The sequence below is a fragment of the Sphingobacterium tabacisoli genome (genome assembly GCF_017908035.1).
In the GTDB taxonomy this organism is placed as follows: Bacteria; Bacteroidota; Bacteroidia; order Sphingobacteriales; family Sphingobacteriaceae; genus Sphingobacterium; species Sphingobacterium tabacisoli.
On record NZ_JAEQMU010000001.1, the window covers coordinates 1,953,259 to 1,976,390 of the forward strand.

The following is a 23,132-nucleotide window of genomic DNA, read 5'->3' on the forward strand; positions in this document are numbered from 1 at the left end:
TTTATTTAAGTTTAAATCCTTTTGGAAGAATAAGGTTGTCAACCACATGGATAGGCCCGTTCAATGTTAAGATATCTGCTTCTATGACATTAACAGGGGCATGTTCTGAATTTTTCACTTTAATCTGTATCTGTCCATTATTTGCCGAAAAGCTTAATGGCATCTTGTAAGCGTACTCCATCGTCACATTCCCTCCCACATTGACCATATATTCATTAAGGCTAGGTGTCAGGTCGTTACTAAAAAAAACAGTAGCATTCCCCATGGCCTTGTCTTTACCTAGTGTTGCGGGCTGTACGATGCGCCCCCAATTACGATGGTAACTATAGACTGTATCCATGGGATATCCTCCGGCTATTTCGAACATATCCGGATCAAACCGGGCGTCGCCACGCTGGATATTGAACGTTAAAATATCTTGTACGGTATTAAACCCTGCTTTTCGGAAGGCATCGTCCGTAGGTGCAAATAATGTAGATATACCAATATTGGGGCCCTTATAACCTTCATAAGCCGGAGACTCAATAATCCACCCGCGCTGGTAGTAAAAGCGATAATTTGCCCAGGAATTCTGTATGTCTTCTACCGACGGTCTAAACCCCATCCAAGGCTCGATCTCATCTATCATACGCTCGACAAACATCTCGTCGGCAAGACGTTGAGACTCGACAAACATCTTGAAACGTCCATCTGCTTCCAGTACCTCCAACATCGTCTTCGTGGGTTTCTCTATGGCTGTTTCTAGCATATAGAGACCACCATCAACCGCTCGCTTATAATTCAGTTTTCCAGCCTTTTTGCCATTTATCATCACTTGTTCTTTCTGAATCCGCACATAATGTCTGTAGAAATAGGGATCATAAGCCAAAGTCCCCTCTGGATTTCCTTCAAAATATCTGACAAACAGCCCTGGCTTGCTCAGCATACTCTTTGCAATAAAATTGTCGCTACGCTCTTTCAGTTCGCTGACTTTGATATCGCCGACACTGACGTAAAAAAGCACCAGACTATCGACATCGGCAACGGTCATAGCGGCTATTGCGGAAACTGTAACGCCTAATTTTTGCAATGCTGCATCATTAGGTGCGAAGATCGTTGCCTTAGTCTTTGTACCCCGATGACGAAGTTTTTCTTCAACGGTACTTTTTTCCCAGGCAGTATAGAAAGTCTTCAGTTCTGGGCTTGCTTTCAAGAGTTGATTTATATCGGACTTGAGGGTATCCTCGAAGGGTACCTTCTCGCCCATCGGATCTGGCATAAATTCATTTTTTTGACAAGACAGCGAAAAAAACAATATGCTGAACAATCCCAAGGCAATACTTATATAATTCTTAGTATTCATTTTGTTATTTTTTTAGTGCCTGATTAGGCTTTACCATCGCTTTATCCAGGTCATGCACGACCCCATTGCTGCATAAATAATCTGTTTTTGCACGGACTTCATAAGAAGCCTGTCCAACCTGAGGGGCAAAAATGTAATCACTTTCTGTAAGGCGCAGATTGTATGTCATCAACCACGTGGGATATGCTTTTGATGCGCCAAAACTCATGACGTGCTGCCCATCTTTCAATTTATAGGTAAGGGTTCCTTTCCCACTTATAATCTGAAACACATCGCTATCGGAAATAAAAACATGCTTCTGGTACATGATGTAAACTCCAAATAAAACATCCCCCAAATAATTATCAGCTACCATTTCCTGGAGCCTCAGAGAGGTTATACCGGCTTCTTCTAAGGCTTTATTGGTCGGTGCAAACACTGTAAAAGGCCCTTTCTCTGCAAACTGATCCCACAACCCAAATTTCTTAAGCCCTTCTACAAATACACTATATTGCGGTTCCTTAGTCAACCAATCCTGTATAGAAAGTTCGAACTGTGGTTTCATCACTTTGTCAACAATATGCAGCACCCCATTGGCTAAGGGCACATCCATACGGGATGCTTCGGCTCCCGAAAAACACAGCTTATTGGATGGAACAACGGCTCCCTGTGCCATACCTCCCAGTGAAGCATACAATTCGCTTCCTTCCAATGTGGCATAACGTACATCTGCACTATTGGTAGGAACATCTTGCAAATAGAGCCGTCTAGGCAAAATATGATAAGCGATTACCCTTCGCAAGCTATCGAGATTCATCTGATCAAAATCAGCATCTCTAAAAACTCCGATTTCATTAAAAGCCAGGTCATTGGGAACCAAGACGGTAAAAGGTCCTTCTCCGTTGATTTCTATGTCTAATCCCGTTTTCCTTAATGCGGCATAAAACAATCGGGTATCGTAATTATTCTTGATAAAATCAGCTGCCGGACGTATATTTTCATTCGGCACAGCTATCGTCAGGTCATCGTACTTACAACCTGAAAAAGATAAAACCAGCAACCACACAAGTAGCTGAAATATCGCTTTGGTATTAGTAAATCGGAGGTGCATATTTACGTTGTATAGTAGTAAGATAAATTCGTCCATTGACTACTTCCAGGGTATTTACCGTGGCAAATGTCTTCGGGTTGTCCTTACCCGAGTGTATATTGACCAATAGATTGGGCAATAAAGTACCGTTATCTCCACTGGTCACAGCTACTTTGCCATTCTGCAGGCAATTGACTGCGGCCCAATTGCCACCTGTATTTTTTTCACCGGCATAGAAAGGATTATTGGTCATATCCATCCCCGGCACAAAAAAGTCGAAGCGTTGCCACATTGGTGTCATTATACCATCTGCAGTGCTACCGGCCCATAATGGGAAACTGACATATGGGCTAACCGTTGCCAAATTGGTATTTCTCTTGACACTAGTCATGTATTTGCCCTTAAATCCCGGTACCGTCGCACCGATATGGCTTGGCTTGGACTGGTCCTCGTAAAGGGATAAAAACACGTTCATGTCATCCTTAATTCCGCTCTTAAAACTTGCTAACTTATAATCGTCGTCCTTCAGTGTCGCATCAGCTTGCCAAAAGCCTTTGGCACTCATGTTATAAAAATTAACATAGACGAGGGAGTCTGATAACGACAGCTTATGAAAATTCTCCTGCCGTAATAGTACGCCATGCTCTTTCGTCACAAAATCGGTCTGTAAGAGATGTAGCGTATAGACTTCCCTCCCATCTAGATTAATCACGGTATCAATCAGAATATCCTTCCTCAGATGAGGTTCCAGTTGAAAAAATGGAATGGTATTCTTGGGACGATAGGCAAATACAACGCGGAGCTTTCCTGAAGGTACCTGCGCCCAGCTGCTTAGATCAAACCCGTTGAGAATGGGGCCTACCAATACGTTGTTCTTTCCCGGATATTCTGGATTATTCACCGAATTATTGCTACCGATATGTGATGGATAAGGAGGCGCATAAGCGTCTCTTTTATCCAGAAAATCTCCTACTATTTCGGCTTCGGATAATGTCCCATCTACGCCCACAACAGGATTTATCAGCATACAGAAGAAGGGAACTTTGTCATCCTTACTATCCAATGTCTGTACATAGTTCAGGTTATTGAATACTCTTAAGTAAGCAGGTTCTTCTATTTGGGTATATTCGACTTTGGTACAGCCTACTATTCCTAGGACCAGCAATAGCATACTGGCCGAAGCTATTATTACTCTAATTCTCTTCATCATTTATTATGTTTAACAATGATCATTCTCGCTTTTTCAACTGCTGGGACTCCGTCTCCACTCCTTCCGATCAGGGCTACTGTATAGATTCCTGCCTCATGTGCTGGTAGTTTACGTCCTGCTTTTAAATAGAGATCGGGATTAGCTATAAAGTCTGCACTTGGTAATACGGGGATGTCTTTGGCCCATATACCCGGTACTACATTGGGTTGCGAACGATAGCTCATAATTTCATACGGGTTCGAAAGCATCATACTGCCTACGTAGGGTTGTTCGAGTACGGGAAGTCCAGGCTGTATATTGGTTTTAGCTGTAGTAATAGCCTGCCCATTATTGGCGGTAAATGTGATATATGGATTTCCTAGAGAAAGGTTTAAATAGCGATTAAAACCAAAGAAGTGTTTCTCGGTATGTCCATAAGTACCGTCGTCCTCAACCGGTAATGCTTGCGTACCGCTTAAATCATTATTCAGTACCAATAGCTTAGCTTTTCCTTGCAACTCTGGGTAGAGCCAAAGTGTATAGTTCTGGTTGGGTCTGAAGAGCTGTTCTGCTCTTGCCAATACTTCACCAGACTCACCTATAGCTTCAATTGTAGCATTCCCATGAATCAAATTCCGATAATCACTGGCTTTTCCGAAGGCAATCCCTTGAGCAAGTTCTTGTCCATTAACCTTGAAAGAAATCTTTTGGCTATCGAAAGCATTTCCGCCCTGTATACGATAATACGTCTGATTGACGGGAGGATTCATATCGGTGATCACCTGAAAGGAGTTCTGATACATCCATACAGTTTCGCCTATCTCGTTAGAGATATAATCAAATTGCTGGGGAGCAATCAGAATGGTATACACTCCCCCGGGTTGATAGGTATATATAGGACTATAAGGAAGATTTGTTACTCTTGAATAGCTTTCGGGAATTGTAGAAGTAGGCGGATCAAGAAGGCCATACTCATGCAGTTCGTTCCCTTTGGCGGGCACCTGTCTTCCGTCTTGCATGAGCACTTTAAATTGATAGGTTCCATAAGGTACCTCTACATACTCAGAAGCTTTTGCAGAGACGCTGATATTGTTTGTTTTTGCATCTACCAGTGTACCATCGGCATAGGCCAGGGACATCGCACCGGTAAGGCTCTCTTGTGCTCCGGTAGGGCCGTATGCAGGATTCTTTATAGCTCCGGAAAGATTGACAATCCGTATTTTAAAAGAATCCGGCTTTGACGGTGTGGTCACGCCACGTGGTACACGGACTACTTCGGGCTGACCGTTCATATAGGGGGTCGGCATCAGATAGTAATCCGTAGGCTGATCGTAACTGTTGCTGACCTGTAGATCGAGGTCCATATTCAGTCCGTTACCTGTATAATAGCGCCCTGCAAAATGAAGATCGGCCTTCTCACTCACGTCAAAAATATCCTGTGGTATCGTCCATATTTTACTCAATCTGCCATCTTTAGGGAAATAGGAAGTTCCGGGATATTTATACCAATCGCTCCCTCTCGGATTCTGCACAACAAAATTGGTCAGACTATCTCCATTTGCCACTACTTGGTTAAAGCCTGAAAGGTTAATTATTCTAACGTTGGAGTTGGCACGTTGCTCTGTTACCGTCCTATTATCGACCTTCATCTCTAGTTTTTCTTTTTTGCAGGAGGTAAAGCATAAAAGAACCAGAGCCATACTAAAAATCGTTTTGTTCATATCTGTACTGTTATTTCACGAGCTCTTTGCGCTCGGTTTGACTTTTAATGAATATTAACTTATAGCGTTAAAAAAGATTATAGGTAAAGCCTAGCATTACCTCGGCTCCTCGTTTGAAACTCCGATTGATATACTCGTTTCCGTACCATTTACCACCTGTCTGCGGATTAGCGTACACCGTCTTTATCGCTGGGTTGAGTATGTTCTTAGCATAACCCTTAAATAGGATCCGTTTGTTGATACGCTGCGACCATACAAAATCGAGGTAAGGTACAGGGCTGCTGTAAAGGTCTGGTTCACCGGTAAGATTAATCTGCACCAGGCGCTCTCCAACCATATTAAAGGTTAAGGTCAAATCAGTTCCAATTGCTTTATTATCGTAATTAAGCCAGCCATTAATAGAATAAGGAGCCTGCTCGAATAACGGACTATTTTTTGGAGTGTATCTATCCAGGGAGCGGTTTGCTTCGTACCGTTCGTCGGTTTTTCTAATATCACTCTGCGCCAACAAGAGATTGCTTCCTAGAAAAAAGTTATTTAAAGGATCCCAAAGTAACCCGAGGTTTTTGACCAGCTCTAACTCTATTCCCCATACCTTACCAATATTGGGGTCATTTTGAAATTGTATGGTAGGAAATTCAGGGTAGGTCGCAGCCAATCCATCTGTCCTCAGATTAAAGACTTTTACCAATTGGTTTTCGATACGCTTGCCAAAAGCAGAAACTGCAATAACTTCTCCTTTGGCAGGAAACCATTCCCATCTGAAGTCGGCATTCTGTGTATATTGGTTTTTCAGATTTGGATTTCCAACGACTAGGCCCATCTGAAAAGCATCAAATTCAAACACATTGGTAATCTCGCGTAATTCAGGTCTCGCCAAAGTCGAGTTGTAAGCAACCCTAAAATTCATATTATCCTTCCATATATAAGTCGCATTGACGGAATAAAAGGGCTTGTAGCCAGTCTTATATACGGAATTAGGATTTATCGGATTCAATGGGAGTCGTGTTCCATCGGGAGACTTTGCCGTCAAAGAAGGATCTAGGAAAACATTGGCTGTATCTACTGCTGAACCAATATTCGTCCGTTCAAAACGCACACCTCCTGCCAACCGAAAATTGTCACTGGGCTTTAGGTCAAACATCCCATACAGGGCATTCGTTTCAAAATGCCCTTTGTAGTTGTTCGGTGATTTCTGCATATTATAGAGAAAACCTCCTACCGGCATCATTCCTTCACCCTGTCCAGGAGCAGGCAATTTTACTCCGATGATTTCATTGCTTACCAAGCGGTCCAGGTTGCCCTGTACATCATATAGTGTAACCGCTTTATTGGCGGAGAAATTAGATCCTGGTAAAAAAAGCTGGTTTTCCGTAAACTTACGGTCTCTAAAGAGATAGTTGAATCCCGTTTTAAACTCTTGCTCCTGACCAAAGAGTTTGAAAGGAATCTGTAAATCTGCTTTGTAATTGTAGTTCTTTTCGTTCAGATTGCGCCATCTACGTCCATTAGGTTCTGCCTGCATCACACCATAGGGGCCAAAACCATTGACATAGCCTGAAGTCAGCGCATACAGGTGATCACTGTAGGTCCACTCGTCCATCGTATTGTCTGAACCGATCAATGGCCTACGGTACCAACCACCGCCACGTGGCGTATAGTCTGCCAGACTTACAAATCTAAAATCAGGATCGTTCTGTTTGGATTGCGAATGTGCTGCGTTATAACTCAAACGTGGAGACCACTCTCCTTTCAAGAATTTATGTTCGCCCTGAAGATTGAACGTATTTAGTGTGCGGTAACTCTGCTTTAGGGAATAGGTATTACTGTGTACTTCTCCTGGTAGTCCGGTGTACTCGTAGCGTCCATTAAGATTGGTCGCCATCGTCTCCCCTCCCCAGCTGCCCAGGTATTGCATACTGATTTCATGGCGTGGGTTAAAACGATAGGTCAATCCCAACAGTGTACCATAGTTTAATGTTTCTGTACCTGTATTCTCTTTATAGGTCTGATATTTACCCATATAGAGACTGTTTGGTGTTATATAGTTCGGAATATTACGAAAACTGTACACATCCGGATTACCTGTCACAACTCCCTGGTATATACTATACTGGGTCAGATCGCCCTGACTGATATCTGTTGTCCGGCGGTAGTAGTTTGCACCTATAATTACCCCTAATTTATGTTTATCAAATAAGTCGTAGCTATTTCCAAAAGTAGCAGAATACAATTGGTTCATTGGAGCGCGTTTATAAGATGAAGTCATGACCGGATCGAATCCCTGCATAATTCCATTTATACGGTTTACTTCCTGATAACCTGTATTGCTGTAATTGCTATTGGCTATCATTCGCTGAATAGCCCCCAACCCATCGGGATACTGCTTGGAAAGATTCAAAAAATCTGTCGATAGATTTTTATCATTGATTTTAGTTCCTAATGCGCCCATATCGCTATTCCAAAAACTATTATAATTTCCGCCTAGTCCTATATTGGAGTTCATCCCCGTCTGTGCTATCACTTCAAAGGTCATCTTATCGGGAACGGATTTGGTCTTCAGTTCGACAATACCTGAAGCTGCATCGGCTGGTTTGTCCGGTGTCACAGTTTTGTATATGGTTATATTATCCAATAAAGAGGCAGGTACCAGATCCAAAGGAATGGTACTCCGATCAGGATCCGAAGACGCTAGACGCACACCATTGAGTTGCCCGATCACCGAACGATCACCTAACCCGCGTACCGCAACATATTTGTCATCGGTCACGGTTACACCCGTAACCCGTTGTAACGCTTGTGTGGTGGTAATACTTCCGGTACGCTGTATCATCTCTGCAGAGATAGCATCCTGTACGATAGAGGCTTTACGACGCTCTTCCAGTACAGCGGCTTCTGTATTAGCCTTACGGCGAGCTTGTACCGTGACCTCTACTTCATCTAATTTGGAGGCGACCATATGGAGCGATATGCTAAGATTTGAGGTACTGCCATCTACTTTTCTTTCCTGTGCCTGAAATCCCAAATAGGAAAATACCAAAACAGCACCACCATCGGGGATATTGATGGCAAATGCTCCCTTATCGTCTGTGAGTGTCGATACCGATGTACCTTTAACCTTGACTGATACCCCTTTCAACCCTACGCCATTCGCTGCATCATTGACTCGTCCCGTGATGCGCGTATGCTGCTGTTGGCCGGCTCCTCTTGTAACCGATGCAGCTGTACGCTCTGTGATGATAACTGATCCTTCCTTGATGACATAGGTATAGGGCTGACTAGAAAAACATAAGCTTAAAACCTGCTCTATCGAGGCACCTTTGACCTGTATATCTACCGGATGGGCTTTTTCAAATAGATTCATGTCATAAAAGAAATCATACTTAGTTTGTTTTCTGATTTCTTCTAATACGGCCTGAATAGGGCTGTTGTGCTTATTCATAGTGACCCGTTGTGCATAGGTTGTAGCACTGACTTGCACTAAAAAACAGGTTAATAGGACCATGGTGATTTTCATAACACGCATGATTTGATAAAAATTTCTATGTATTTTATTACTCCTTAATAGCCATAGAAAATATTCATGAGGAAATAATTTGTTTTTTATAGTCCTCATGGAACCTGCTATGCAGGTTTCAAATGAATATTTCATACTTTTGTTGATGTTAATATTATCCAACTAATAATGTTATTCCGACATTGTGATGTGATAGGCTTAACTATTAGACCAAAGGTGTTACCGCACCTTTGGTTTTTTTTCAGCCATCGTAGCATAGGTACTAGTCTGTCACGATAAGCCTCCTTCCTTCTAATTTAATATTCACTTTATTGGTCGATTGAATGATTTCGACTACGGTCGACAAGGGTTTCGAACGGGCTACCATACCATTGAAACGTAGATTACCGAGATGTGACGGGCACTGAATCTCTATATCGTACCATCGGGATAACTGACGTAGGATGTTATCGAGGGATTCTCCCTGAAAGACAAAATCCCCATTTTTCCAGGCAATCTCCTGTTGTACAGCACAGGTCTTCACTATAAATCCTTCGGTCAATAGGGCTTGCTGTCCCGGCTTTAACAATACATTGTCCACACCGTTATTTGTTGCTATACGTACACTGCCTTCAATCAGCGTCGTCCGGATAGCGGGTTCATCGGTATAGGCATTAACATTAAACTCCGTTCCTAACACCTGTATTTCTTGATTTGCCGTCTCAACAAAAAACGGTACACGCCCACTCTTGTCTTGCTTTTGAAGTTTGGCAATCTCAAAATAGACTTCGCCCGTCATCTTTACCCGTCTTTCTTCTGCTTTGAACCGAATAGGGTAAGTCAGAGAAGACTGAGCATTTAACCAAGCTTTAGATCCATCAGGAAGGGTGATCTGGTGCTGTGCTCCTCTTGGCGTAGAGATGGTATTATTGGCTAGATAGCTCGCACTCTTGTCTTTTATGCTATAGACAATCGACCCGTCTTCAGCTTTCTCGATCTGTACTCCATTCTCTAAGGCTATGGTTCCTTGCTTTAGATTTGCAAGTGCTACAACAGAGCCATCGGCGAGGGTCAAAGTGGCCTGTCCGGCATCTATAGTTGTACCTTGGGTGGCATCCGCTAGACTGTTCTGATTTTGTTCTTCGTTATTCGTTATCAAAAGAGCTCCTGTACCTAACAATAGAATACCTACAAATACTGCAGCATAACGTATCCATAAGCGTATCGACGAGCGTTGTTGACTTTGTGCTTCGAAATCATCTAAAACGGATTGCGCTATTCTCTGGTTTACCTTTCTTTGCCAATGCTCAGTTTTTCCTAGCGCAGTATAATCTTCATCTGTAAGCTCTCCTGTTGCATTGCTGTCTCTTTCTTCCATTAAGGTATGTAGCAATGAAAGCATCTCAGGTTGGGCCAACAGTTTATTGACCTCCCGCTCTTCTTCGGGAGTACATTGATTATCTAGGTATTTTATGAACAACTGTTTACTTTCCATTATAATTAAGGCCTTTTGATGCCTTCTATTATTGTACTCGTAAAAACCTGGGACTTACCACCTACGGAAAAGTAACTTTTTTTTATTTTTTTTAAAAGGAGATGATTTCTGTGTTGAAGCAGGCGCTAAGCAGGCCTTGCAACATGAAGCGAACGAACAGTTAAAGGAAGAGGCTCAGTATAAAAAGACTGATTAGGGTTAGGTAATCCTTCGACCGTGATCTAAAGATTTCTAACGCTGTGGCCATATAGTTTTCGACGGTATTGATGGAAAGATTCATTTCCTTGGCTATTTCAGAATAGGTCAGTTGTTCTTCACGGCTGAGACGGAATACCTGGCGACGCTGTGGGCTCATCGCCTGAAGTGCATTGAAATAGACTTGTTCCGCATCTTTGGTCATCGTTAAATAATCCCCCATTTGTTGGGTAGACAAGGGTTTGATCTGTTCTACCTTGTCGATAGTTATGAATTCTGGAATATTTTGACGTCGGTAGTCAACGATCTTGTTGCGCATACAGCGATAAAGGTACGCTCCAATCTCTCCGGTAATATCACGGGTACTTCGCTTATCCCAAATATCGAAAAGCACATCCAACATAAGCTCTTCTGCGACTTCTTCATTCGTAATATAACGGCATGCCTGTCTATACAATGGAGGGGCATATCTACGAAAGAACTCATTATAGGCTCTAATATCACTTTGTCGAGTGAGCGTCAATAATTGGGTATCCGAAGCATTAGTATAGTCCACGTCGTTCGTTATTTACGAAGACAAACCTACCAAGGCTTTATTTGCTTAACATAACCCGTATATTAAGTTTTGATGAAAAGAATATAAGCACACAATATTGGCGAAACTACACCATCACTTTGTAGGTGGGGTCGTCGATAATGTTTACATCAATGACTCCTTCTGCATTTTTCAACAATCTACGGCAGTCTTCGCTGAGGTGTCTCAAGCGAAGGGTTTTGCCCTGCTGCTGGTATTTTTCAGTAAGTTTATGCAACGCATCTATTCCTGACATATCGACCACTTTACTCTCTCTGAAATCTATAATGACTTCTATCGGGTCGCTGAGAACGTCAAACTTTTCGGAAAATGTTGCTGTAGAACCGAAAAATAAAGGCCCCATAATTTCGTAATGCTTTACGCCGGCTTCATCTATATATTTTCGTGCGCGGATTCGCTTGGCATTCTCCCAGGCAAACACCAAAGCGGATATGACCACACCGACCAGTACCGCTAAGGCTAAATTGTGAAGTACAACAGTTATTCCGGCCACTAAGATACCAACGAAAATATCTGATTTTGGGAACTTATTGATAACCCGAAAACTCACCCATTGAAAAGTCTGGATAGCAACCATCATCATCACCCCGACCAATGCGGCCATAGGTATCTGTTCAATAAAGGGAGCGCCAACCAGTATGACAAGCATGATGGTAATGGCACCGATAAAAGCGGACAAACGGGTCCGTGCTCCTGCCCCAATATTGACTAGAGTCTGGGCCACCATGGCACATCCGCCCATGCCCCCAAAGAAACCATTTGTAATATTGGCAACCCCTTGCGCTACGGCTTCTTTATTGGACCGACCTTTGGTATTAGTAATTTCGTCTACCATATTTAACGTTAGCAGTGACTCTATCAATCCTACACCAGCCATAACCAAAGCATAAGGAAAGATAATCTGAAGGGTCTCTATAGTAAATGGCACCATAGGAATATGAAACGAGGGCAATGAACCACTTACAGAAGCGATATCAATCACTTTTTTAGTATCTATCTGGAACAGAAATACGAGTGCAAACACCATCAGTATAGCGACCAACGAGGCGGGAACAACTTTTGTCACCTTGGGCCATAGTAAGACGATAATTATCGTTAGTACCGTCAAGCCTCCCATCCAATATAAAGGAATCCCGTGCATCCAGACGGCAACTCCATTTTCGACAGTTTTAAACTGAGCGACCTGTGCCATAAATATAATCACGGCTAACCCATTGAGAAAACCGTACATCACTGGCTGAGGTATCAGACGAACAAACTTGCCAAGCTTAAATACCCCCACAAGCAGTTGGAGAACGCCTCCCAAAATGACTGCAGCAAATAGGTATTGAACACCATGTGTCGAGGCTAAGGCAATCAACACGACTACGGTAGCGCCCGCACCTCCCGAAACCATCCCAGGTCTGCCCCCTAAAATAGAGGTAACAAGCCCCATCAAAAAGGCAGCATAAAGGCCGGTAAGTGGTGAAAGCCCGGCTAATATTGCAAATGACAAGGATTCAGGAATCATAGTCATAGCCACGGTGAAACCCGCTAAAATTTCATTTCTATAGTTGATGGGTTGATGGAGGCCCAACACTCCTCGTATTCCTTGCATATAAATATCCGACTTGATTAAAAACGTAAACCTATGCGGATATAGGGCAATACGGCTTCGTTAGAAATCCCCCAAGCAGCCTGTATCAACATTAAATCGGCAGGGATAAAATATACACCACCACCATAACCATGGTGCCATAACTGCGATTTTTCCTGCGACATCCAAACACGACCGACATCATAAAAACCGACTAGACCTACGGTACCCGGCACAAGATAGGAATCGTAACTAAACAGCTTGGCACGCATCTCTAAATTATTATAGACCATCGTCTTACCTGTAAACCGCCTGGAATTAAATCCTCGAAGACTACCTTCGCCTCCAAGCTGCGCATGTTGAAAGAAGTAGGGATCACCCCATACAGCGTCCAGCCCTGTCCGGTTGGCCAATGTAGCCACATCTTTTCCAAAAGTATGATAAAAGCTAAATGCGGTATTCAGATAGGTATGCTGTTTACTATCACCTCCTATCTCTGACTGCCAACTCACCTTAGCATAGGCATGCATTCCTTCTTTCGTATTTTCAACATTGTCTCGTCCATCGTAGTCTATCCCCACTTTGGCTCCCGTAAAGAACTTACTCCCGTAAAAACTTTCTGTCGGATGTTCGTTTTGATAGTCGCCCAAGAACCGTCCGTTATTTTTACTTTCTTGTGCATTAAAATAGGTGGAAGACGAACCATAGCCCAACCGCAACTTGTTGGAGAGTGGGTATAGCAAGGCTATATCCGCATCCACTACATCGTAACGGTTTCGGTAATAATGTATACCTCTATCTTCTCCTTTTTCATATACAGTATTATTGCCGTAGCCAAAGAAGTTGCTCAGATTGAATGGCCCTTGGGATTCGATATCGATGTATAGATCCTGCTTTCCCCATGCTGATTTAGCGATTCCTTGATAGCTTAACATAAAAGATTCTCTCCCGGTTAGATAACTTGCCTTGAGTATATGCTTGATGGCAAATGGAGATTTTCGGAATCCTTGGTTTTCGATAATATAGCCCAGCCCCATAATCAATCCACGATCAATACCGTAATTGACATCAACAACGACTCCTTTACGATCGTAGACAAATGCATCATAATCGTAAGCATGAACAGCGGTATCTTTGCTCAGCCTGTACCGTAGGCCTAGATTTCGGGGTATTTTGTTTAAAGAAGTATCTTTATCATCGTATAGGTACAGCTTTTTAGAATTAGAGAAAGAAGATGCGATGCTATATTCATCGCTTCCATCTCCACCAATCAAACGTACTTTTATAGGGGATTTGGCCTCTCCTTCGATACGATAACTATCGGTTCCGCCGATTCCGTAAATACGGACTTCCTCGGTCTCATGAGGCAAGAAATCACGCTCTACCAACACACGGCCTTCTGTACCGTCCTTCTTCTTGTTATTAACTTTTAAACCGATTACACCATCTTTTTTGTAATTCAGCTTTATAAACTCATTTTTTGCAGATAAAGGAATATCTACCACACGAGCTAAGGCTTTATAGTATTCTATCCCAGTATTTGACATTTCATCTCTTCGGGAACGGATATTATGAACTAATTCATCGGCACTCAACTTTACGATTGTATCGGGCATCGCCAACATTGCATTCTCAATCAAGGAATCTGTAAGGGTCTCTTGTACCAGCTTAATTTCGGACTCCCAGTCTGATTGGTTTAATCCGTTCAAAAAGAAACGGTCAAAGTGACGGGCATTGAAATTCCAATGTGAAATATTTCTGATATGCGGACTGAAAGGTTGCAAATGCGCTTTCAGCCATTGGTGGGAAAGCAGTACGGGAAATACGCCCGATGTTTTGTAATACACTTTATCCCTATCTCTCGGAACTGGGGTATAGTTTTTTTTTCCCTTTTCTTTTTCAGGGTCCCATCTCCAATTGTCTTCGTGCCGATCCCAATCCCCAAGAATCATATCCAATAAACGCGCCCTCAATGTCAGGTCTTGTTCCACCCGGGTATCGTTGTCTTCGAGTACTTTACGGATCACCTTGAGGGTATTGTCTGTTTTTTCATTTTCGAAAGGCATCCGAGGCTCAAAGATATAGGCCCTGTTTTTGAATATCTCTCTAAACTCGCCCAAACGCTCATCGTCTCCGACATACACGAGCTCCGGCTTCGCATGGGGAATGCCCAATGCTTCATTAAACGGAGGCACCGTCAATGCGCCGAAAGGATGGGTAATAGAAATCTGATCCTGGACGATATCTTTTATAAACGTACTCCTAAGACTCTCCGGCAAACTCCGTTCAGGATACTTTTGGATAGAACGTAGTACCCATTCGCGACCGTTAGGATCTACCAAACGTAAAGACTGGGTCTGCATCCCTCCCCCTAGCTTGACAATCTCCAATCCTCCCTTTTCGATCCTCAAATCGATCACACGCATCGGTACAGGCGTATTATATAACTTACGATAACTATCGCCAAACCAAAACCGACGGACGGGTCCTACTTTATCATATTCAGGAGCGATCAATGCCGTTGTACTATCTGCCTTTTGCGCATATGTCTCCCTGCCGAATGTACAGCCCAACAAACCTAAAAACAGGATATACTGGAATTTATTTCTGGCTGATAACATCTTTTTCCTGTGAACTTGCATAAATAAGTGCTTTGTTTTTTTTTATAAAATGACATCTACACGTAATGCGTGCAACCCACTAACCCCTTGCAATTCCTCCAATTCTAACTCTTCTATATGAGGTTTAATCAATCCCATATCTGCTACCGAGAGTAGATCTTCGATCAAAATGGAAACCTCCGCTTCTCCCTGTACGACAACCGCTATTTTTCCAGGCTGAACAAGTCGTTCATCTGTACCACGGATCAAGACCTTATCGATCCTCTTTTTGATCATCTGATAGCGGATATTATAACCGCCTTCGACATCAAACCGTCTTTCGTCTCTCCTAAACGAAATATCTATTGCAGTAGGGTGTACAAAAACCAACTGGGTCGTATTCATCGCTATAGGCAATGAATCCTGTAATCGATCAACCTGTTGGCTGATTTGTGCCATAGAGACCAACTGTTGCCTTCTGAATGTTCTCAAAATAGTTGGATTAAACACCATAGACGGTGTTATCGACTGTCCGATATAAAAATCGTATTCAATGCCATCGGTTCTGAATTTTTCGAAATAGGAAGGAAAACGCTCTTGAACAAACTCATTCAGCTTGTTAATATTGCCCGCTATCAAAGTATTTACCTGTTTTAAGGATTCTTCAAAAGCATCCTGGTAATAAGTTATACCCAATGACTCTGCATATATTTTAATCTGTCTATCCAATTCATCATCCAACCAAGATAATGTCAGAATAAATGTAGCAACTTCCTCTTGGAAAAAGGCTGTAATGTCATGCATCCGCTCGACCTTACGATCTGTTGCCAACCAAGTTTCTACCTTATCCATTTTGCGTTTAAAACTTTTCAAAGCAGCCAAATCAGGAAACAAACCTTCAGGCAAGTATTCCATAAGACTTCTCAATCGGTCCAGATGAAGCTTATTATCTTTCCTAAAGGCAAGGTTTCGAAGCACTGTAGAATCTTTGACGTCCACTCCACCGTACAGCGGATATACATTTGAAAAACTGATCCGCTCTAATGGCTGTGACTCATTGGTGCTTTCGTAATCCCTCAGATACTTTGCCGCGGCCTGATTGAAACGCCACTGTACTGCTGGCTGGAGCGCAGTATAATTCTGCAAAATCACGGTATCGAGCCTATTTTTAAACTTTAGCCGTAAATCATATCCCAATTGGATCAATACAGGAAAAAGTGGTGATAAACGAGTCAGAATAGAAGGTGACAACGTGGACTCTTCCTTCGTGTATAACTCCAAGAAACCAACAAGTTCCTCTTGGTGTTTTAAGGGAAAACAGACGTAACTACTCACGTCCAACGTCTCGATCTTCGCTCGAAAATAATCCAACTTGGTATCAAAATCGGGGTGAATATTATACGATAGAATAAAAGGAGATTCTAAATATTTAAGTACATATTCTTCAATATTATCGATATTTCCTCCGATATATTCGTTAAAAAGCAAATAACTTTTGGCCACCCCTTCCTTTAGAATAGGCATGCCATTGAGGTACAAAACAGGAAAAAGTGAACAGTTGACATCCTGCTTGCCAAGTACACTCTTTATTTTATCCAGAAGACTATGAACAAATTCGCTACGTGTGTAGGTATTAAAGTTCAATATCATATCCTGTATACTATCCAGGACAAAGCTCTCGGTTGCATCCGTAAACCGTAGCATAGAAAAGCCTTCGAATATAAAATTATCCAAGTGTATACTTTGGAGAAGAGGCTGCACATTAGCCTCATCAAGCATTTCCCGATTATTGACACATGAAAAATCTAACGTTGGTAATACAGTCCTGGGGCGCACCGTGACAAAACTGAAATCAACCTCTAACTTCAAATATTTGGTAACTTCTTCCTCTCCTATATATTCAAAGATGTAAGGAGTTGCAGTCATTGGGATACCGTACAGTCTGTCAAGTACCAACTCGTACATAATCTTATCAGTATGAATTGAATCCTTACAAAATAGATGCGCACGCTGATCTATAACCGGAGATAATCTTTGTTCAAGCAGATCGTACATCGGAACTGTTCCAGCAAATAGAACCGAAGGGATAGGCGTAGACATACCCCAAGCTAGAGGTGTATCTGTTGCTAAATTATTTGCCCAACCAAAGATCAACTCAAAAGCTTCTAAAAACTCCTGCGCATTGTCTACGGAAAGCTCCCCTCTTTCTTGTTCTATTTCTGCAATACGCTGTTGTACCAATTGGGACATGCTTTGTCCGATTGATCCAGCATCTATAGTCCGCAAATGTTCATATAGCTTAGCGAAAGATAAATCACTATATGCACTTGTTACAGCTATTAATTTATTTATATAGACATTTCTTGTCTCTATCATTACTTTTTCACCTGTTGTATTTTACAAATTTCAGCATGGCCTTTATCCCCGGCTTCACTAGATATATAGAGATTTAGATTCTCGTCAAACACCATTCCCTCAGGCTGCTCGAAGATTTTCCTATCGAATCGCACTACTTGTTTCAACCGGAATGTTTCATCCGTCACAATCAATGCTTTATCTATGGAAGATATAATATACCATTCATCATTTATAGGATGTTTGGCCATAGCCGATGGCTTAAAAGACTTGGCCATCCTTTTGTCCAACTGTCTGATTTCATCTGTATTAATAGAAAATGTTTTCTCTACTGCAAGCTCTCCGTCGGAAGAGTGACTGAGTATGTATCCGGTTGTGGTAGCAGTCTTTTTATCTATTTTACAGCTTTTGCACAATACATATAAGCGGTTAGTTTTCGAATCAAAAGCCATAGATTCATATTCTCCTGACGGCAACAATCCTGTATGATGTTTGACCTTGGACCGATCCGTCGTACCGATGGCAAAGCTATAAATAGAACCGTTACTCTTCAATATGAAAAACTCTTTTCCATCATTGGCAATACCCTCATAGTCTCCTGAACCTGCAAATTGAAACTGCGCTGTAACCTCTCCCCTTTCCAAGTCATAAGTAAAGAGAATTCCATCCTCATCTTGTATCGCAAAAACAGTATGCGGTGTTGTAGAAAGATAAGTCAAACCCGATATTTCCTCCAATACATCCGGCAAAACATAAGTTTTTCCAGAGGCTAATGGATATGAAAAACCAGTCGTATCTGCTTCCAATTGGCTATCCTGTTGAGAAGCCGCTTTGAAATTGCAACTGAGTAAGCTATGCACAATTAGCACAAAAAGAAAACCTAAAAAAACTTTTAGCTTTCTTTGTTTTGGTAGAGAATAATGCTCAATCATATCGTTAATAGGTAATAATGGCTATAAAAAATGCTATTACAGATAGAACCAGTCCAAACATAAACACGCCATACGCATAACGGAGCAGTCTATACTTACGCCCTAGAACTACCCCTTGGGAGTACACATCCTTGGTCATCATACCGTATAAGAATTCGCTATCTTCCATGGCTTGCAGCATCCCATCCTGATAGGTATGAAACGGCATTCTAAAGAAATTACCAAAGAACAGAAGATTTACGGTTTTGTTCTGGACCTCTTCGTCCTTAAAGTAACCTGCAGGAATTTTCGGTATAGTTGCTAAAATCGCCAGCACCATCGTAATGACAACTGCAGTCATCAAAATAAAAGTAGGGATAATGAGATGTTGGTTACTATCTAGTTTTCGCAAGAGTCCTGCAGCCACCACAGATAGAATAATAGAGTTGACGGTCAACAATATGTTGGCTTTATTATCGGCCATATCACTCAATCGTTGATTATTGGACGAGGTAATCCGAAACATTGTTTCAATACCACGTTCAGGTCTAGACTTCTTACCACCTAATTTACGGGAGAGCTTATCGCCGCTTCCCTTATTATTTTTCTCCAACAGTGTATTCAAATTGTGTTTTTTTATGCTTTCGCGTCGTTCCTGAGCATACTGTGTGTGGTAGTGATGGTTTTCCATAAGCCGAATAGTCTTCCCCCTCCACATTTCCTTGTCTATCGCTTGTCCTGTGACCGATTCCGACTCCTTACGCATGAGTTTATTACGTTCGGCAAAATTCACCCCTCCCAAATGAAAGAGATCAGCGTCACAGACAATCTGCTGTAGTAACCCCTCTGGTTTCTGTGGCATTCTGGTTGCCAATATACAAGCCATGACCTGCTGGCGTACGTCCTCCTCCACATCATATTTAATCAGAAACTGTTCAGCAAACTCTGCACTACGTTCTTCATGCCCCACTGCACCACCATTCGCATAGCCAACGTCGTGAAAATAAGCGGCACAGATAACAATAAAACGGTCTGTAGACGACAAGAGATAATAATCGGCCATTTCGCGCACCGCTGCCACGACATCTAGCACATGAGTCTCATCGTGAAAACAATACGTCATACCTTCCGTGGACTGCCGTATGTTTTCCTTGATAAAAGAAGGTATCTGCGCTATAATATGTTCATATTCCATAAGTATCTGTGTTAAGCATATTATACATATCTGATATAAAATAAGCACAAAAAGTCCAAAGAACAAAAAATACTATGCAGTTTGAACAATTGTTTCAAACAGGTGTATATACGTTTCAGTAGCGATTATTCTCGTCTTGGCCCGTAACAATCGATAAGCCCCGTTTTATTGCTTACTTTTAAAGTGATTTTATACTGGTTTTTATACACTTTTGTAGATGAAAGATTAAAAGGTAACAACGACATTGAAGGAAAAATTTAAAGTAATCAATCGCACAGCTTCACAGAAGGATGCTTTTTTTACCGATATGGGCAAACGGATTCTCATTGCTACATCGGCATTCTTCTTATACAATATCGTGTCCTATATTGTGGATCCTTTATCTTATTTCTGGCAAAACTATTTTCAACACGGATGGCGCTATATTCTAGCCGATTGTACTATCTCTTTTTTATTTTGTTTTGCGGTTTCAGAAGCAAGTATATTAATTGGCAGAAAACTAGACAACTTCATATCCTGGAAAGATAGTCCCGTAAAACGATTATTGCTTGAATCTACTACTACCCTAGCTACAGTACTTATCCTACTCTATATACAGACTTTTATCTTTCTCACTTTTTTTGAAGATGGGAATGGGAAAGAAACCCCACCTACCATACAGGATACAGTAGAATCTATCCGATGGCTTGTTGTCAGTCTAATTATCTCTTTTGCTATAATGGCCATTAATACTGGCGACTATCTCATAGCCAGTTGGAAAAATGCAGCTTTAAATGCTTTAGAATTGAATCAGCTTGCTGTAGAAGCCGAACTACAATCGCTAAAACTACAGCTAGACCCTCACTTTGTTTTTAATAACCTCAGCGTACTATCAGAGCTTATTCTGACAAATCAACAATTGGGGCATGAATATGCTGAAAACTTCACCAAGCTATACCGATACCTACTTATACATTCCAAAAAAGATCTTGTACAGCTGGAAGATGAAATCAAATTTTTAAATGCTTACATTTTTCTACTAGAACAACGCATCGGGAGTGGCGTACGTTTTGAAATTGCGATTGACGAAGCTTATTATGGTCTTTCCCTGCCCCCTATGACCTTGCAAATGTTGGTTGAGAATGCGCTTAAACATAACAAGACCCTCCGAACAGACCCTTTATTGATTCGTATAGGATCAGATGACAAGGAATGTATCGTGGTCGAGAATACCCGGCATCCTCTGGAGCGCACAACGCTATCCTCTGGGATTGGCATCTCTAATATCATCCGACGCTACCGCCTTCTAGGAAGCCTAGTTCCATCTATAGACACAAGCGAACAAACTTTTAGTGTAACCATTCCCCTATTAAAGTAGCCTATATGAATGTATTAATAATTGAAGACGAACAGCCAAATGCCGAAAGGCTAAAAAGACTGATACTGGAGATCCGCCCTCAGGCTGTGATCCTAGATGTTCTGGAAAGTATTTCAGAAAGCGTAGATTGGCTATCCAACAACCCTTTTCCGGATGTCATTATGATGGATATACAGCTCTCTGATGGCGTAAGCTTTGAAATCTTTAACCAGGTCAAACTAGAGGTTCCAATTGTCTTCGTAACTGCTTATGACGAATATGCCATTAAAGCATTTAAACAATACAGTGTTGACTACCTCTTAAAACCTGTAGACAGGGATGAATTGGTTGCAGCATTTGAAAAACTAGATTATATCACGCAGATTTCCGATCGACAATCTTTCGAAAAGCTTTTGACAGCTTTCCAGCCCAAAAAATATAGGAACCGTTTTCTGATACCTTTTCGAGATGAATTCAAAACCATACTCGTCTCCGACATTCATTATTTTTCTTCTGAAATGCGGATTACCAAAGCTTACCTTATCGATGGCAGTGAGATCATTATTCCACAGACGCTAGATGAGTTGGAGAAACAATTAGACCCTCGTTTATTTTTCAGAGCAAATCGGCAGTTTATTGTACACATAGATTCTATTTCCCGAGTGTTCAATTATTTCAATTCCAAACTAAAAGTCATACTAAAAAACAATTCCTCGATCGAGATCATCGTGAGCAGAGATAAAGCACCTCTTCTAAAAAGTTGGCTTGGCTATTAAAAACACCTTTTAGGCTAATTAATCCATCAGTAATTCTGTCAATTCAGTCGTTAATATCTACGTTTCAGTAAGATTATAAATATAATACATCAAAGGTCTACGTTTATTTGCATCCTTAAAATACAAAGAAGTAGAATCTATGATGACAATGAATCATGTAAAAATCGCTTTAATCTACACATCGGCAATTGCCCTGTTCCTGACCTCTTGTGGACCATCTACATCAGAACACCATGGAGCGGAACAGCCTGCTGTAGAAACGGATTTTATCCGCCTTGAAGTTGAAGATGTAAACACACATAAAGAATATCCCGGTGCTATAGAAGGTATTGTGAATATAGAAATCAAACCTCAGGTCACAGGCTATCTTTCGGAAGTACTGGTGCGGGAAGGAGATTTTGTGCAGAAAGGACAGACACTATTCCGTATCAGTCCGGAGGTATATACAGAGCAGGTCAAGAATGGACAGGCGGCAGTTAAAGCTGCAATAGCAGCTCAAGAAACGGCCCGCTTAGAGATCGAGAAACTAAGACCTTTGGTGGATGGCAAAGTAGTAACAGAGATACAGCTAAAAACGGCGATAGCTACTTATGAGTCTGCCGTTGCTCAGGTCGAACAAGCTAAAGCCAGTCTCGGATCTTCAAAAATAAACGTAGACTTTACGGTAGTAAAAGCCCCAGTAAGCGGCTACATCGGGCGCATTCCTAATCGTAAAGGTGCCCTTGTGTCTCCTGCAGATCCTATTGCACTAACGACACTTTCGGATATCAGTTCGGTACAGGTTTATTTTTCATTGAGCGAAGCCGATTACCTCAGTTATCAAAAGTCAAACCTGCTATCCCAAAGCGGAAAACAGGTCACATTAATTCTTGCGGACGGGTCGGCTTATGACCAACAAGGAACCTTGGAAAGCGCCAGTGGAAATATTGATAAAGCAACTGGAAGTATCACGATGAAGGCTGTCTTTAGCAATCCGCACAAATTGTTGCGTTCAGGGGGAGCAGCCAAGGTGATGCTCAACCGTACAGTCAACAATATTATCCAGCTTCCGAAATTGAGCGTTAAAGACATTCAGGATAAGTTTTTTGTATTCAGGCTATCGGATAGCAGTACCGTAAACATGGTTCCCATCGAAATTGAAGGTGGAACAAAAGACCTCTATTTTGTCAAGGCTGGTGTACAGCAGGGCGACAAAATAGCCATTAACAGAATCGATATGTTACAAGACGGCTTAAAAGTAGCCGCTAAGGACACGACACTATCGATTCAGTAAGCAAAGCT

15 protein-coding genes are annotated in these 23,132 nt (G+C 41.8%); 3 read left to right on the forward strand and 12 right to left on the reverse strand.

The genetic code is table 11. From position 1 onward, the window contains the following. Nucleotide 1: 1 nt before the first annotated feature. The 12 genes from JKG64_RS08300 to JKG64_RS08355 all read right to left on the reverse strand — a co-directional run bounded on the left by JKG64_RS08300 (nucleotide 2) and on the right by JKG64_RS08355 (nucleotide 19,739). Nucleotides 2-1,342 (reverse strand): fasciclin domain-containing protein, encoded by a 1,341-nt coding sequence (locus tag JKG64_RS08300; protein ID WP_210353828.1) that lies wholly within the window; start codon nucleotides 1,340-1,342, stop codon nucleotides 2-4. Nucleotides 1,343-1,346: 4 nt separating this feature from the next. Further along, entirely contained in the window at nucleotides 1,347-2,432 is a 1,086-nt protein-coding gene (locus JKG64_RS08305; RefSeq protein WP_210353829.1) for a fasciclin domain-containing protein, read from the reverse strand. After that, a complete protein-coding gene (locus JKG64_RS08310; protein WP_246512504.1) occupies nucleotides 2,413-3,621 on the reverse strand; it encodes a hypothetical protein in 1,209 nt (402 codons plus the stop codon). The genes JKG64_RS08305 and JKG64_RS08310 overlap by 20 nt, the downstream gene beginning before the upstream one ends. Further along, complete coding sequence (locus JKG64_RS08315) at nucleotides 3,618-5,321, reverse strand: DUF4397 domain-containing protein (RefSeq protein ID WP_210353830.1); 1,704 nt, start codon at nucleotides 5,319-5,321, stop codon at nucleotides 3,618-3,620. The genes JKG64_RS08310 and JKG64_RS08315 overlap by 4 nt, the downstream gene beginning before the upstream one ends. A gap of 67 nt (nucleotides 5,322-5,388) precedes the next feature. Then, entirely contained in the window at nucleotides 5,389-8,838 is a 3,450-nt protein-coding gene (locus JKG64_RS08320) for a TonB-dependent receptor (protein WP_246512505.1), read from the reverse strand. A 262-nt stretch (nucleotides 8,839-9,100) separates the two neighbouring features. Beyond that, nucleotides 9,101-10,312: a FecR family protein gene (locus JKG64_RS08325; protein ID WP_210353831.1), complete on the reverse strand. Its 1,212-nt coding sequence runs from the start codon at nucleotides 10,310-10,312 to the stop codon at nucleotides 9,101-9,103. 160 nt (nucleotides 10,313-10,472) lie between these two features. Then, nucleotides 10,473-11,063: an RNA polymerase sigma-70 factor gene (locus tag JKG64_RS08330; RefSeq protein ID WP_210353832.1), complete on the reverse strand. Its 591-nt coding sequence runs from the start codon at nucleotides 11,061-11,063 to the stop codon at nucleotides 10,473-10,475. Between the two features lie 106 nt (nucleotides 11,064-11,169). Beyond that, nucleotides 11,170-12,699: a SulP family inorganic anion transporter gene (locus tag JKG64_RS08335; RefSeq protein WP_210353833.1), complete on the reverse strand. Its 1,530-nt coding sequence runs from the start codon at nucleotides 12,697-12,699 to the stop codon at nucleotides 11,170-11,172. Between the two features lie 17 nt (nucleotides 12,700-12,716). Then, nucleotides 12,717-15,299 carry a BamA/TamA family outer membrane protein gene (locus JKG64_RS08340; RefSeq protein ID WP_210353834.1) on the reverse strand — a complete coding sequence of 861 codons (2,583 nt, stop codon included), beginning with the start codon at nucleotides 15,297-15,299 and terminating at the stop codon, nucleotides 12,717-12,719. Nucleotides 15,300-15,341: 42 nt separating this feature from the next. Beyond that, nucleotides 15,342-17,654, reverse strand: coding sequence for a hypothetical protein (locus JKG64_RS08345; protein WP_210353835.1), 2,313 nt, complete (start codon nucleotides 17,652-17,654; stop codon nucleotides 15,342-15,344). Next, nucleotides 17,654-18,565 (reverse strand): SdiA-regulated domain-containing protein, encoded by a 912-nt coding sequence (locus JKG64_RS08350; RefSeq protein ID WP_210353836.1) that lies wholly within the window; start codon nucleotides 18,563-18,565, stop codon nucleotides 17,654-17,656. Before JKG64_RS08350 ends, JKG64_RS08345 begins: the two co-directional genes overlap by 1 nt. A gap of 4 nt (nucleotides 18,566-18,569) precedes the next feature. Continuing rightward, nucleotides 18,570-19,739 (reverse strand): Pycsar system effector family protein, encoded by a 1,170-nt coding sequence (locus JKG64_RS08355; RefSeq protein ID WP_210353837.1) that lies wholly within the window; start codon nucleotides 19,737-19,739, stop codon nucleotides 18,570-18,572. Between the two features lie 244 nt (nucleotides 19,740-19,983). On the opposite strand from JKG64_RS08355, the gene JKG64_RS08360 reads away from it, so the two are divergent. The 3 genes from JKG64_RS08360 to JKG64_RS08370 all read left to right on the forward strand — a co-directional run bounded on the left by JKG64_RS08360 (nucleotide 19,984) and on the right by JKG64_RS08370 (nucleotide 23,124). After that, the gene (locus JKG64_RS08360; protein ID WP_210353838.1) at nucleotides 19,984-21,096 is read left to right on the forward strand and encodes a sensor histidine kinase; all 1,113 of its coding nucleotides are present in this window, start codon (nucleotides 19,984-19,986) and stop codon (nucleotides 21,094-21,096) included. A gap of 5 nt (nucleotides 21,097-21,101) precedes the next feature. Continuing rightward, nucleotides 21,102-21,851 carry a LytR/AlgR family response regulator transcription factor gene (locus JKG64_RS08365; RefSeq protein WP_210353839.1) on the forward strand — a complete coding sequence of 250 codons (750 nt, stop codon included), beginning with the start codon at nucleotides 21,102-21,104 and terminating at the stop codon, nucleotides 21,849-21,851. 139 nt (nucleotides 21,852-21,990) lie between these two features. Then, entirely contained in the window at nucleotides 21,991-23,124 is a 1,134-nt protein-coding gene (locus JKG64_RS08370; protein WP_210353840.1) for an efflux RND transporter periplasmic adaptor subunit, read from the forward strand. The last annotated feature ends 8 nt before the right edge of the window (nucleotides 23,125-23,132 follow it).

Excerpts from the sequence above, each read along its gene's own strand:
- JKG64_RS08310 (WP_246512504.1), bottom strand. The coding sequence starts at position 3,621 with ATGATGAAGAGAATTAGAGTAATAATAGCTTCGGCCAGTATGCTATTG.
- JKG64_RS08325 (WP_210353831.1), bottom strand. The coding sequence starts at position 10,312 with ATGGAAAGTAAACAGTTGTTCATAAAATACCTAGATAATCAATGTACT.
- JKG64_RS08370 (WP_210353840.1), top strand. The coding sequence starts at position 21,991 with ATGATGACAATGAATCATGTAAAAATCGCTTTAATCTACACATCGGCA.
- JKG64_RS08320 (WP_246512505.1), bottom strand. The coding sequence starts at position 8,838 with ATGAAAATCACCATGGTCCTATTAACCTGTTTTTTAGTGCAAGTCAGT.
- JKG64_RS08315 (WP_210353830.1), bottom strand. The coding sequence starts at position 5,321 with ATGAACAAAACGATTTTTAGTATGGCTCTGGTTCTTTTATGCTTTACC.
- JKG64_RS08340 (WP_210353834.1), bottom strand. The coding sequence starts at position 15,299 with ATGTTATCAGCCAGAAATAAATTCCAGTATATCCTGTTTTTAGGTTTG.
- JKG64_RS08350 (WP_210353836.1), bottom strand. The coding sequence starts at position 18,565 with ATGATTGAGCATTATTCTCTACCAAAACAAAGAAAGCTAAAAGTTTTT.
- JKG64_RS08305 (WP_210353829.1), bottom strand. The coding sequence starts at position 2,432 with ATGCACCTCCGATTTACTAATACCAAAGCGATATTTCAGCTACTTGTG.
- JKG64_RS08355 (WP_210353837.1), bottom strand. The coding sequence starts at position 19,739 with ATGGAATATGAACATATTATAGCGCAGATACCTTCTTTTATCAAGGAA.
- JKG64_RS08345 (WP_210353835.1), bottom strand. The coding sequence starts at position 17,654 with ATGATAGAGACAAGAAATGTCTATATAAATAAATTAATAGCTGTAACA.
- JKG64_RS08300 (WP_210353828.1), bottom strand. The coding sequence starts at position 1,342 with ATGAATACTAAGAATTATATAAGTATTGCCTTGGGATTGTTCAGCATA.
- JKG64_RS08335 (WP_210353833.1), bottom strand. The coding sequence starts at position 12,699 with ATGCAAGGAATACGAGGAGTGTTGGGCCTCCATCAACCCATCAACTAT.
- JKG64_RS08365 (WP_210353839.1), top strand. The coding sequence starts at position 21,102 with ATGAATGTATTAATAATTGAAGACGAACAGCCAAATGCCGAAAGGCTA.